At 32.8% G+C, this 13,962-nt stretch carries 12 protein-coding genes; 3 read left to right on the top strand and 9 right to left on the bottom strand.

The genetic code is table 11. The features are described from left to right. Positions 1-25: 25 nt before the first annotated feature. Positions 26-946 carry a ribonuclease Z gene (gene rnz / locus AC1Q7N_RS02505; protein WP_001831008.1) on the bottom strand — a complete coding sequence of 307 codons (921 nt, stop codon included), beginning with the start codon at positions 944-946 and terminating at the stop codon, positions 26-28. 423 nt (positions 947-1,369) lie between these two features. On the opposite strand from rnz, the gene zwf reads away from it, so the two are divergent. Together zwf and AC1Q7N_RS02495 are read left to right on the top strand one after the other, a co-directional pair. Further along, positions 1,370-2,854, top strand: a complete 1,485-nt coding sequence (gene zwf, locus AC1Q7N_RS02500) for a glucose-6-phosphate dehydrogenase (RefSeq protein WP_001831167.1) — start codon at positions 1,370-1,372, stop codon at positions 2,852-2,854. Between the two features lie 200 nt (positions 2,855-3,054). Next, complete coding sequence (locus tag AC1Q7N_RS02495; RefSeq protein ID WP_001831085.1) at positions 3,055-3,936, top strand: AraC family transcriptional regulator; 882 nt, start codon at positions 3,055-3,057, stop codon at positions 3,934-3,936. Between the two features lie 262 nt (positions 3,937-4,198). Here the strand turns inward: AC1Q7N_RS02495 and AC1Q7N_RS02490 are convergent, their stop codons facing one another. The 3 genes from AC1Q7N_RS02490 to AC1Q7N_RS02480 all read right to left on the bottom strand — a co-directional run bounded on the left by AC1Q7N_RS02490 (position 4,199) and on the right by AC1Q7N_RS02480 (position 8,634). Further along, on the bottom strand, positions 4,199-5,854 hold the full coding sequence (locus tag AC1Q7N_RS02490) for a glycoside hydrolase family 13 protein (protein ID WP_492712749.1): 1,656 nt from the start codon (positions 5,852-5,854) through the stop codon (positions 4,199-4,201). A 169-nt stretch (positions 5,855-6,023) separates the two neighbouring features. After that, the gene (gene gnd, locus AC1Q7N_RS02485; protein ID WP_001831189.1) at positions 6,024-7,430 is read right to left on the bottom strand and encodes an NADP-dependent phosphogluconate dehydrogenase; all 1,407 of its coding nucleotides are present in this window, start codon (positions 7,428-7,430) and stop codon (positions 6,024-6,026) included. Positions 7,431-7,509: 79 nt separating this feature from the next. Beyond that, a complete protein-coding gene (locus tag AC1Q7N_RS02480; protein ID WP_001831086.1) occupies positions 7,510-8,634 on the bottom strand; it encodes a M20/M25/M40 family metallo-hydrolase in 1,125 nt (374 codons plus the stop codon). Between the two features lie 230 nt (positions 8,635-8,864). Between AC1Q7N_RS02480 and prli42 the strand changes: the two genes are divergently transcribed. Further along, a complete protein-coding gene (gene prli42 / locus AC1Q7N_RS02475) occupies positions 8,865-8,960 on the top strand; it encodes a stressosome-associated protein Prli42 (RefSeq protein WP_002493579.1) in 96 nt (31 codons plus the stop codon). Positions 8,961-9,011: 51 nt separating this feature from the next. Here the strand turns inward: prli42 and AC1Q7N_RS02470 are convergent, their stop codons facing one another. The 5 genes from AC1Q7N_RS02470 to AC1Q7N_RS02450 all read right to left on the bottom strand — a co-directional run bounded on the left by AC1Q7N_RS02470 (position 9,012) and on the right by AC1Q7N_RS02450 (position 13,950). Beyond that, complete coding sequence (locus AC1Q7N_RS02470; RefSeq protein ID WP_002456499.1) at positions 9,012-9,989, bottom strand: aromatic acid exporter family protein; 978 nt, start codon at positions 9,987-9,989, stop codon at positions 9,012-9,014. Between the two features lie 12 nt (positions 9,990-10,001). Further along, on the bottom strand, positions 10,002-10,439 hold the full coding sequence (gene brxB / locus AC1Q7N_RS02465; RefSeq protein ID WP_001831204.1) for a bacilliredoxin BrxB: 438 nt from the start codon (positions 10,437-10,439) through the stop codon (positions 10,002-10,004). Positions 10,440-10,643: 204 nt separating this feature from the next. Then, entirely contained in the window at positions 10,644-11,963 is a 1,320-nt protein-coding gene (locus AC1Q7N_RS02460) for a dihydrolipoamide acetyltransferase family protein (RefSeq protein WP_001831238.1), read from the bottom strand. Positions 11,964-11,975: 12 nt separating this feature from the next. Beyond that, positions 11,976-12,959, bottom strand: a complete 984-nt coding sequence (locus tag AC1Q7N_RS02455; RefSeq protein ID WP_001830933.1) for an alpha-ketoacid dehydrogenase subunit beta — start codon at positions 12,957-12,959, stop codon at positions 11,976-11,978. Next, a complete protein-coding gene (locus tag AC1Q7N_RS02450) occupies positions 12,952-13,950 on the bottom strand; it encodes a thiamine pyrophosphate-dependent dehydrogenase E1 component subunit alpha (protein ID WP_001831036.1) in 999 nt (332 codons plus the stop codon). The genes AC1Q7N_RS02455 and AC1Q7N_RS02450 overlap by 8 nt, the downstream gene beginning before the upstream one ends. Positions 13,951-13,962: the final 12 nt, after the last annotated feature.

Raw genomic sequence — 13,962 nt, 5'->3', positions numbered from 1 at the left:
AGTATTCTGAGAGAAAAGCGTTTTATTATATTTTGAAAGTATCAAAATCTTTAACGAAATAAAAATGTGGAGAAGTTTGATCAAGGGATAACTCATTGTATATTGATGTAACTTCATCAATGTTATATCTGTTACTGATATGAGTGATAAGACTTTTATTTACATTAGCTTGCTTAATTAGATTAAATACATCGTCTATATGACTATGATGGTAATTATTAGCAAGTTTCTTATCTCCTTCAATGTAAGTTGCTTCATGAATCATTAAATCTGAGTTCTTTGCTAATTCATATTCATTTTCACACGGTTTTGTATCACCAAATATACTGATAATTGGACCAGGTTTAGCTTTACCTTTAAAATCATCCGAATTGTAAATTAATCCTTTATATTCGAACGTTTCTTGTAATTTGACTTCCTGATATTTTGGACCAGGCTCTAGTCCAATACCTCTCAAGGCCTCTACATTGATTGTACCAGGCGTGATTGGGGCTTCAATACGATATCCGAATGAAGGTATGCCATGGTTAAGCATTTCAGCTTGTACAGTAAAACCATTGTGGTGATACGCTAATTGTTGATTGATTTCGATATAGGTAATCGGATAATTCAAATGCGATTCAGAAAGTTGTAAAGATGTTTCTATGTAATTTTGAATACCTTTAGGCCCTATAATAGTAAGGGGTTTATTTTCTCCACCTTGAAACGAACGACTTGTTAAAAGTCCAGGGAGACCAAAAATATGATCACCATGCATGTGTGTTATAAAAATATGATCTATCTTCCCTAACTTAATAGAGTGTCTTAAAATTTGATGTTGTGTTCCCTCGCCCACATCAAATAACCATATCGAATTTGAATATGGTTCTAGATTTAAAGCAATGGATTGTGTGTTTCTCTCTTTCGTCGGTAACCCAGCACTTGTACCGAAAAATGTAACTTCCATGCTTCATCCTCCTCTTCTTAACTCATTTTATCATACGTAAGAATAATTTCTATATCAAGAAATAAAATATAATTATAAACTATTATCGAATAATCATTTTTGATATTATTTTATTAAGCGCAAACTTGTGTCTCATATTTGTTAAAGTTGATTTTTAAGTCATAATGTATTTTTCAATTTATTTTACTTAACTTTAAGCAAATATAATGACCTTAGGTTGTGATTATCATATAATAAATTAATCTAGTATGCTTTGATATGAATTAAAATTGTATTCATATCAAATGAAATCCATAAACATATTTGACTATGCGATTGAGTTACTTTTAATACTACGCAATAAAAGTATCGTAACTAAAATTATGTTTAATCATAAAGAATATCATCTTTTATTATATTTATTTAAGAATTGAGGTTTTAATCTTGAGTACTAAACAAAAACACATTCCCTGTTTGATTACAATATTCGGTGCCACAGGAGATTTGAGTCATAGAAAGCTATTTCCTTCTATATTCCATTTATATCAACAAGACAATTTAGATGAACATATTGCTATTATTGGTATAGGACGTCGCGATTATAATAACGAACAATTTCGCGACCAAGTTAAAGCGTCAATTCAAACTTATGTTAAAGATACAGATAGAATTGATGAGTTTATGACGCATGTTTTTTATCATAAAACTGACGTGAGTGATAAAGAAAGTTATCAGTCATTACTTCAATTTAGTGAGCGACTAGATTCAGAATTTGCTTTAGGTGGGAATCGTCTGTTTTACTTAGCGATGGCACCACAATTTTTTGGAGTGATCTCAGATTACCTTAAATCTTCTGGTCTTACTCAAACTACAGGATTTAAACGCTTAGTTATAGAGAAACCATTTGGCAGTGATCTTAAATCTGCTGAATCATTAAATAATCAAATAAGACGTTCGTTTAAAGAAGAAGAAATTTATCGGATAGATCACTATCTTGGCAAAGATATGGTGCAAAATATAGAAGTTTTGCGATTCGCAAACGCGATGTTTGAACCTTTATGGAATAATAAATACATTTCAAATATTCAAGTTACATCATCAGAAGTATTAGGTGTCGAAGATCGTGGTGGCTACTATGAATCTAGTGGTGCACTTAAAGACATGGTACAAAATCACATGCTACAGATGGTTGCTTTACTTGCAATGGAAGCACCGATAAGTTTGAATAGTGAAGATATACGTGCAGAAAAAGTCAAAGTACTTAAATCTCTTAGACAATTAAAACCAGAAGAAGTTAAAAAGAATTTCGTGCGTGGTCAATATGATCAAGGCAATATAGATGGTAAACAGGTTAAGTCATATCGAGAAGAAGATCGCGTAGCAAAGGATTCGGTTACACCGACATTTGTATCGGGTAAATTAACAATTGATAACTTTAGATGGGCTGGAGTTCCTTTCTACATTAGAACGGGTAAACGTATGAAATCAAAAACGATACAAGTCGTAGTAGAATTTAAAGAAGTACCTATGAATTTATATTATGAAACTGACAATTTACTAGATTCTAATTTGCTAGTCATTAATATTCAACCAAATGAAGGAATTTCATTGCATTTAAATGCTAAAAAGAACATTCAAGGAATTGATACTGAGCCAGTGCAATTATCATACGCAATGAGTGCTCAAGATAAAATGAATACAGTTGATGCATATGAAAACTTATTGTTTGATTGTCTTAAAGGTGATGCGACTAATTTTACACATTGGGAAGAATTAAAATCTACTTGGAAATTTGTAGATGCAATCCAAGATCAATGGACAATGGTTGAACCATGTTTCCCTAACTATGAAGCGGGTACGAATGGACCTCTTGAAAGTGATCTTTTATTAAGTCGTGATGGAAATCATTGGTGGGATGATATCCACTAATATGGATTTTATATAAATATAGATTAGTGTGAATGATGATATCTTAAATTACGCAACGTTTAAAAGAACTTGTAGTGATTTAGGACTTAATCATTCACATTTTTTATATTTTGCAAAAAATTAATCTGGCTTTAAGATGTATAATATTTAAAAATAATGTACAATAAAGATTATGATTGAATTTAATTGGAGTGAAAGTTTTGGACGTTATCAAGCAAATACAACAGGCAATTGTATATATTGAGGATCGTTTGTTAGAGCCTTTTAATTTGCAAGAATTAAGTGATTACGTTGGTCTTTCTCCGTATCATTTGGATCAATCTTTTAAGATGATAGTTGGTCAGTCCCCAGAGGAATATGCGCGTGCACGTAAAATGACAATAGCAGCAAACGATGTAGTTAATGGAGCTAGTCGATTAATGGATGTTGCTAAGAAATATCGTTATGCGAATTCTAATGATTTCGCAAATGATTTTAGCGATTTTCATGGTATCTCACCTATTCAAGCTACAACAAAAAAAGATGAACTAAAAATACAGCAACGACTGTATATAAAATTATCAACGACTGAAAATGCACCCTATACATACAGACTTCAAGAGACTGATGATATTTCTTTAGTTGGCTATTCAAGATTTATTCCTACTGAGCAATTATCAAATCCATTTAATATTCCAGACTTTTTAGAGGATCTATTAGTAGATGGTTATATTAAAGAACTTAAACGTTATAATGATACGAGCCCGTATGAATTATTTGTAGTCAGCTGTCCTCTGGAACAAGGTTTAGAAATATTTGTTGGTGTTCCGAGTGAACGTTACCCTTCACATCTTGAAAGCAGATTTTTACCTGGTCGCCATTATGCATTGTTTAATTTACAAGGTGAAATTGATTATGCTACAAACGAGGCTTGGTATTATATTGAGTCTAGCTTGCAACTTACTTTACCTTATGAGCGAAATAGTTTATATGTTGAGATTTATCCACTTGATATTTCATTTAATGACCCATTCACTAAGATTCAATTATGGTTGCCTATTAAACAAGAAATCTATGATTTAGATGAAGGTTATCAAAATTAAGATGTGACATAGAGTTATGAGATTATCAGTATTATATGAATCGTGTTTCGAATTTCAACTCGATAGATTTGTTGAATTTTAGAATGAAATTCTTCGAGTTGTGTTCACCTAAATTTAGTTGGGACAAACTTAATATAAATGAGTTTTTCAAATTAATTAAGTTATGGACTACCAATACCACCAATGTATAGTGAAACACGCCAGTGACGTATTTAAAATCACTGGCGTGTTTATTTTTAATTTTTGAATTATCGTCATGGTATTATATTTCAACGACGAATGATTCATAAGGTTTAATATGGTCTAAATTTATATCATTTAAGTGATAATTATGCAATTTTATATCTACAGATGAAATATCTAATTCAAAAGGTAGGTTTAGTTCTGATACTTCATTTGTGAGATTGGCTACAATTAATACAGTATTGTTTTTAAATGTGCGTGTATATGCAAAAACCTGCTTATTTTCAGCATCGACCATATTAAACTTACCGTAGGTGTAAATCAAATCAGATTTTTTTAGTTGAATTAACGCTTTATAATAAGAAAGTATCGAAAACTTATCATTTAGTTGTTGTTTAACATTAATTTCTGTATAGTTAGGGTTTACATGAAACCATGGCTTACCAGTAGTGAATCCAGCATTGATAGAATTATTCCATTGCATTGGAGTCCTTGCATTGTCTCGGTTTTCCATTTTATATTTATCTAGTAATTGATTGACATCTCTACCTTCTTTTTTGACTATTTGATATTCAGTTTTCACTGCGACATCGTTGAAACTTTCAATGCTTTCAAATGGATAATTAGTCATACCTATTTCTTGACCTTGGTAAATAAAAGGTGTGCCCTGTTGTAAAAAGTAGGCAGTAGCGTGACTAGTTGCTGATTCATACCAATAATTTTTATCATCACCCCAGGTTGAAACACGACGTGGTTGATCATGGTTTTCGATAAATAAAGCATTCCAACCTACATTTTCTAGTTGCTTTTGCCAACGATTTAAGACTTGTTTATAGGATTTAACATCGAATTTCGTATCGCCAGTACTCCATAAACCAAGATGTTCAAACTGGAATATCATATTAAATTTCCCATTTTCTTCTCCTACCCATTCTTCAGCATCATTAGGAGTAACACCATTAGCCTCGCCTACAGTCATAATGTCATACCGACTTAACGATTTATCTTTCATTTCTTGGAGCCATTCTTGTATTCCTGGCTGATTCATATCTACATCAAATGCTGGAGCAAATTTTTTGCCATCAGGTACAGGTAAATCTCCTGCTTCAAAATTCTTTTTAATATGAGTAATGGCATCAACTCTAAATCCGTCAATACCTTTTTCAAACCACCAATTCATCATTTCAAACACAGCTTGTCTTACATCTGGATTTTCCCAATTTAAATCTGGCTGCTTTTTGCTAAATAAATGGAAATAGTATTGCTTAGTCGATTCGTCAAACTCCCAAGTTGAACCATTAAAGATACTTTCCCAGTTATTAGGTTCAGATCCATCAGGTTTAGGATCTGCCCAAATATACCAATCTCTTTTTGCATTTGTTTTACTAGATTTTGATTCAATAAACCAAGGGTGTTCATCTGATGTGTGATTAACCACTAAGTCTAATATTAATTTCATCCCTCTTTGATGTATGCTTGATAACAATTGATCAAAATCGTTCATTGTACCAAATTCACTCATAATGCCTTTGTAGTCACTAATATCATATCCATTATCATCGTTTGGTGATGGATACATTGGGCTTAACCAAATGACATCTATTCCTAAATTTTCTAGATAATCTAATTTTTCAATTAATCCAGGTAGATCACCTATTCCATCTCCATTACTATCATTAAAACTTCGTGGATATACTTGATATGCAACTGCTTCTTTCCACCAATTTCTTTTCATAATATCTCCTCCTATGTTATTAAAAAACTAAATAATTTATATAAACAAAATTAATAAGTTTAAATAAAAGGACTCATTAATTTTGATAAAAACTATACTAAGAGAAAACGTTTACATTAAAATTTTTATAAAATCTCACCCAATTTAGAGTGAGATTTTATAGCGTAAATTATTCTTCTACCCATTGTGTATGGAAAATACCTTCACGGTCTTTACGTTCATAAGTATGTGCGCCAAAGTAATCACGTTGTGCTTGAATTAAGTTTGCAGGTAAATCCTCTGAGCGATAACTATCATAATAATTTATACTTGCTGAAAAACCAGGTGTTGGCACGCCATTGTACACGCTAGTAGCTACTACTTCACGTAGTGCATCTTGATATTCCATAACAATGTTTTTGAAGTAAGGGTCTAATAATAAGTTTTGTAAGTTTTCATTATTATCGTAGGCATCTTTAATTTTTTGTAGGAATTGTGCACGAATAATACAACCTTCACGCCAAATCATTGCTAATTCGCCTAATTTCAAATTCCACTCATTATCTTCACTGGCTTTTCTCATTTGAGCGAAACCTTGTGCATATGAGCATATTTTACTCATATAAAGTGCCTTACGTATTTTTTCTAAGAATGTTTTTTTATCGCCTTCAAAATGTGCTTTAGGTCCTTTTAAAGATTTAGAAGCAGTAACACGTTCTTCTTTAATTGATGAGATGAATCTCGCAAATACAGATTCTGTAATGATTGTTAAAGGAACACCTAATTCTAGTGCGTTAATTGAAGTCCATTTACCTGTGCCTTTTTGACCTGCAGTATCTAATATTTTTTCTACAAGTGCTTCATTGTCATCATCTAATTTATTGAAAATATCACCTGTAATTTCTATTAAATAACTTTCAAGTTCTCCAGCATTCCATTCTTTAAAAGTTTGAGAAATTTCTTTATGTGACATGACTAATAAATCTTTCATCATTGCATAACTTTCAGCAATTAATTGCATATCTGCATATTCGATACCATTGTGTACCATCTTAACATAATGTCCTGCACCATTAGGGCCAATGTAAGTTACACATGAAGCACCATCTTGTGCCTTAGCAGCAATTGCGTCCAAGATATCGCTGACTTTGTTATAAGCATCTTTTTGACCACCTGGCATTAAAGAAGGGCCCGTGAGTGCGCCGATTTCTCCACCAGAAACTCCCATACCAATAAAGTTAATACTACTTTCAGCTAAAGCTTTATTTCGACGAATCGTATCTTGGTAATTAGTATTACCACCATCAATTAAAATATCATCATCGTCTAATAAAGGTAATAAACCATCTATAGTGGCATCTGTTGCAGGTCCAGCTTTTACCATTAATAAAATCTTACGAGGTTTCTCTAAAGATTCTACAAATTCTTCTAATGAGTATGTTGGGTAAATTTCTCTTCCAGGCGATTCTTTAACCATTTCATCAGTTTTTTGTCTTGATCGGTTATAAACAGAAACACTATAACCACGTGATTCAATATTCCAAGCTAGGTTTTTCCCCATTACTGCTAAACCCACTACTCCAATTTGTTGTGTCATATTACTTACCTCTCTTGTTCAAAAATTTTCAATAATATTGTAACATAAATCGCTAATTAACAATTACGATATGCATGTTTTATTCAGCTACTAGCTCAATAATTTTTATTATTTGTCTTGTGAGCATATACATATCCTTTATTGCTATTCTTTCCGAAGTAGTATGTATGTTTTCATATCCTACTCCTAAAATCACAGAAGGAATGCCATATTGATTCATGATGTTGCCGTCTGAACCACCACCAGCAATACAAGTATCACCTTTTAGACCGAGGGCTAATGCACTAGATATAGCATATTGTGTTACTTTGTCAGCTTCACTAACTTCAAATCCCGGATAACTTTTTTCAACTAACACTTCAGCTTGACCGCCTAATTCATTTGCTGTCGTTTCGAAAGTCTCTTTCATATGTTTCACTTGTTTATTAATGCTTTGATCATCATGTGACCGTGCTTCTGCCTCTAAAGTGACTTCATCAGCTATAATATTAGTGGCACAACCTCCGTGAAATTTACCTATATTGGCTGTTGTTAATGCATCGACTTGTCCCAATTTCATTCGACTGATTGCTTTTGATGCAATATTTATTGCGCTAATACCTTTTTTAGGTGTGCTTGCATGGGCGGTTTTCCCTTTTATAGTTGTATAAATCTTTACTTGAGTTGGAGCACCGATAACAGTAGTTCCAACATCTTTACTTGCATCTACAGCATAGCCGAAATCTGCATCAAGAAGGCGAGTATCTATTGCTTTAGCACCTACTAATCCAGATTCCTCTCCCACGGTAATAATTATTTGAATCTGTCCGTGTGGCAAATTTGATTCCTTAATTTGTTTAATCGCTTCAATTATTGCCGCAAGACCGGCTTTATCGTCCGCCCCGAGTATCGTAGTTCCATCGCTATAAACGTATCCATCTTCTTTTACTACAGGTTGGATGTTTTTTCCTGGAACGACAGTATCCATGTGGCTTGTAAAATAAATTTTCGGCACATTCTGATGACTTATATTACTTTTTAACGTACAAATAAGATTGTTAGCACCTAATCTATTATTTTTTGAAGCTTCATCTTCAATAACATGGAGCCCCATTTTTTCAAACGTATCTTTAAGATAAGGTTGAATTGTTTCTTCGTGCCCTGTTTCCGAATCAATTTGCACTAATTCTAGAAAACAATCTAATAAACGTTTTTGATTAATCATATATGGTACCCCTTTTTTACTTGTATAAATATATTTTAACTGACATTATGAATTGTCAAAACTAATTTAACTACTCACTAATGATTTAATTCTATGACATTTTACAACCTACAAGATAAAGTATATAATTTTATTATTATAAAGTTGATATTTTACGAGTGAATGAATTATAGTTTATAGTGTCAATTACTCAATGGTTATATATGACCTAATGATGCGGAGGATTGAAATTGAATAATAAAGTGTTACGTGTCATTATTGTTGTTATGTTAATTGCAGTAGTACTAGCATTGCTATTAACTAGCATAGCACCATTAATGAACTAATAAAAAACCGTTACATGGCGTTAATTAATATTTCGTCACGTAACGGCTTTTTTATATTTCACTATGCAATTTTAAAGAACCAAATTGAGATTTAATATTTAAGTATTCTTCTAGTTCATTTAGAATTTGAATAATATGTGCTCGGGAATTTAAAGTCTTATGAGTAGTCGGTAATGGTAAATCATCGAGAGATAAACGTATTTCATAAAGTGAATGTAGTCTTAGAGCCGTATAATCATTGCTATTTACGTTACTTCCAATTTCATACATTAATTGTGAAATCTTTTCGAGTATAGGATCATCTGTATTTATTCTTTCTAATAACGATGTCATACGTTTTAATAATTCAACTTGTTCTTCTCTCATATCAAAATAATGATAAAATGAATTTTCGTTTCGTACAAAGTGATTTTTAACATCTCTAAAAGCAAGTGATTTTGCTTTTTTAATATTTAAAAGTAATGAATCAAATTTAATATTTAAATGATCATTATGCATTGAGCAGGCTTGACTAAAAATATTAAATATTTCAGTTATTTGATTTTCTATATCCTGCTTAAAATGATTCAATTTCTTATCTAAACTAGGCATCATTAAGTTCATTAGAAATGCTATACCTAAGCCCACTATTAATAGCATTATTTCATTTAAAATAAGGTGCCCATTAATAGCTTTGGCGTTAAAGACATGTAATAATATGACACAACTAGTGATAACACCTTCTTGCACATTTAGAACAACTGTCAAAGGAATAAACAACAAAACAATTAAACCTAAAACAAATGCATGTTGTCCTAAAAGACTAAAAATTGCTGAACCTAAAAATAATATGAGTAAACATGAAACTAGTCGAGATAAAATTGCTTGTACTGAATGCATCTTAGTGTGCTTTATGCACAATACAACTAAAATAGCACTGGATGCATAATTATCTAAGCTTAGAAGTTTACATATGATTACTCCTAAAGTCATTCCCACAGCAGTTTTGACAGTTCTAAATCCTATTTTATAGGGATTTAACTTAAGCATGGAACTAACCTTTTATCTTTCTTCACAATATTTATCAAACAATGCTTGCAACTGATTGATTACGTCCATTACATCATGACCTTCAATCTGATGTCGTTCAATCATCTCGGTGATTTTACCATCTTTAATCAAAGCAAAAGATGGACTTGAGGGTGCATATCCTTCAAAATATTCTCTAGCTTGTTGTGTTGCCTCTTTATCTTGTCCTGCAAATACTGTAACTAATCGTTGAGGTAATTTATCATAATGTAATGCATGTGCCGCTGCAGGACGTGCAATCCCACCTGCGCATCCGCATACGGAATTTACCATGACTAAAGATGTCCCCTTTTGTTGTAAAACTTGATCAACATCCTCAGCAGAAGTTAATTGTTGATAACCAGCATGCTCAATTTCGTTTCGTGCTTGTTCAACAACATCATTCATATATAAATCAAAGTTTAAATCCATGATTTGTCACCTTCCATAATAAGTTAATTTTACTTATTTAATTCTACTAATTAACAACACATTGTTCAACAGGATTAATTTATGATGATTGAAAAATTCTAGTTGAAATTTAAAACGAATACTGAAGAACGCTTTAAGAAGAAATTATCCTCCTTAAAGCGTTCAACTTTAATATGAAGTTTAATTGGTAATCATTGTTTGTAATTAATAAATAGAAGTGTTTTCAATAGAATATTGTTCTATTTTTTTCTTAACAAGATTCATAAATTTTCCCGTTTGAACACCATCGAGAATACGATGATCGATTGAAATACACAAATTAACCATATTTCTAATTGCAATCATATCATCTATAACTACAGGTTTCTTAACGACTGATTCTACTTGTAAAATGGCAGCTTGTGGATGATTAATGATTCCCATTGAAGAAACAGAACCAAAAGAACCAGTATTATTAACCGTAAATGTACCGTTTTGCATATCACTTTGTGCTAATTTTCCTAATCTTGCTTTAGTAGCTAAATCATTGATTTCACGCGCGATACCTTTAATTGATTTTTCATCTGCATTTTTAATGACTGGCACATACAACTTATCATCGTCTGCAACAGCAATAGAGATATTAATATCTTTGTGGATAACAATTTCATCTCCTTGCCATGTACTATTGAGTAATGGATTTACTTTTAAAGCCTCTGCAACAGCTTTTACAAAAAACGCAAAGAAAGTTAAATTGTAACCCTCATTCTGTTTAAATTGAGCTTTATGATAGTTTCTAGTCTGAACCAAATTCGTTGCATCAGCTTCAACCATCATCCAACCGTGTGGTATTTCGCTGACACTAGTAACCATATTTTGTGCGATAGCTTTTCTAATACCTTTAACTGGTACGACACGTTCATTTGATAATGGTGAGTGTTCGTTTTTAGTTGAGGATTGATGTAAAAAGTCACCATGGTTCGTTGAATGATCTTTTTTATCTGTTTGTTTAAATTCTTTCTCTTTTTCTTGATCGTTTGGATTGTTAATAATATTTTGAATATCTTTCTTAGTAACACGACCTTCAAAACCAGTTCCTTTGACTTGTGTTAAATCAATATCATGTTCAGAAGCTAATTTAAAGACAACTGGTGAAAATCGTCCATTGTTATTTGCGCGACTAGAGGCTGTATGCACCTCACTTTCATGAGTTTTAGGATTATTTTCGAATTGTGACACGTTTATATTTGATTGAGAATGCTGATTTTGTTCTTCCTTAAACTCATTTGCCGATTCTGTTTGATTTTGACCATTTTCCGAATCGATTTTACAAATCACCGTGTTAATATTGACAGTTTGTCCTTCTTCAACCACTAATTCTGTTATTGTTCCAGAAATTGTTGAAGGCACTTCAGCTGTTACTTTATCTGTAATAACTTCACATAATGGTTCATACTCATCTACATGATCTCCTACTGATACTAACCATTGTTCAATCGTACCTTCATGCACACTTTCACCAAGCTTAGGCATTTTTATATCCAATTGACACCCTCCTTAAAATTGTGCGAGTTCACGCATTTTGTCCTGTATCTTTTCTGGGTTCATCATAATTTCATTTTCTAATGTTGGTGAAAATGGCATAGATGGGACATCCGGTGCAGCTAATCGCATGATTGGCGCATCTAAATCGAACAGACAGTTTTCAGCTATAATTGCAGATACTTCAGACATAATGCTTCCCTCTAGATTATCTTCAGTAACAAGAAGAACTTTACCAGTACGTTGAGAGCGTTCAATGATAGTTGCTTTATCTAGTGGATAAACTGTTCTTAAGTCGACTACTTCAACATCGATGCCGTCATTTGCCAAAATATCTGCAGCTTGTAAACAGTAATTCACCATCAATCCGTAACAAAATACAGTGATGTCCTCGCCTGGCCTTTTAACATCTGCTTTACCTAGAGGTACAGTATAATATGTTTCGGGAACTTCCTCTTTTAGAAAACGATATGCTTTTTTATGTTCAAAGTATAAGACTGGATCGTTAGACTCTATAGAGGACAATAGAAGACCTTTAGCATCATAAGGTGATGAAGGAATAACAATAGTTAATCCAGGAGTTGAAGCAAAAATGCTTTCAACACTTTGTGAATGATATAATCCACCATGAACTCCACCACCAAAAGGTGCTCTGATAGTCAGTGGGCAATTCCAGTCATTATTTGAACGGTATCTCATTTTAGCTGCTTCACTTATAATTTGATTTGTAGCAGGCAAAATGAAATCTGCAAATTGTATTTCGGCAATAGGTCTCTTACCTAGCATTGCTGCACCAATAGCAGTACCAATAATATTCGATTCCGCAAGAGGTGTATCAATTACACGTTCATCACCATACTTACTTTGTAATCCTTTGGTTGTGCCGAAAACGCCACCCTTTTTTCCTACATCTTCGCCAAGTATAAATGCATTACTAAAATGATTTAGTGCTAAGTCTTGTGCATTTTGTATAGCTTCTAAGTATGATAATTTAGTCATTTCGTTGACCTCCCTCTTCATAAACATATGTCAAAGCTTCTTCTTCTGAAGGATATGGTGCTGCTTCAGCAGATTTAGTAGCTTCATTAATGAGTTCTTTATGCTCTTTTTCCAATTGACTCAACCAATTTTCGTTTATGATGCCTTGATCGAGTAAGGCCGTTTTAAATTTTATATTACAATCCTCTTGTTTCAATAGGTCTCTTTCTTCTTTTGTACGATATGTATCATCATCATCAGATGAATGTGGTGTCATACGTGAAGTGACAGCTTCTATCAATGTTGGACCTTCACCTGCTAGCGCTCGTTCTCTTGCTTCTTTCATCGCTTTGTATACTGCAATTGGGTCATTTCCATCTACCTGTATTCCATGCATACCGTAACCTAATGCACGATCTGATAACTTTTCAGCAGCATATTGTAGTGAATCTGGTACAGATATCGCATATTTATTGTTAATTATTACACAGACGAAAGGTAATTTGTGAACTGCAGCAAAGTTCATACCTTCGTGAAAGTCACCTTGATTTGAACTGCCTTCTCCAACTGTTGCGGTAGCAATATTTGGCTTGTTATCCATTTTAAGTGCTAATGCAGCACCGACAGAATGTGGTATTTGAGTGGCTACTGGAGAACTTTGAGATAAAATGCCTTTTTCTTTGTGACTAAAATGAGAAGGCATTTGTTTACCTCCTGAGTTAATGTCATCACGTTTTCCAAAAGCTGATAACATAGTATCCAATGGAGAAATTCCCATATAAGTGACAAATGCTAAATCACGATAATAAGGTGATGAGATATCACCTTTTTGCATTGCATATGCCATACCAATTTGAGTTGCTTCCTGCCCTTGACCACTGACAACAAATGGAATTTTACCTGCACGATTGAGTAACCATAGCCTTTCGTCTGTTTTTCTTCCTAAGTCCATCCATTTATATATTTTTTTGAGGTCTTCTTCTGTAAGGCCTGCTGACTTGTAATCTATCATTTTTTTACCTCC

It is taken from the genome of Staphylococcus sp. GW823-FHT05F06 (assembly GCF_058795495.1).
This window is presented reverse-complemented; position numbering and strand designations above follow the sequence as displayed.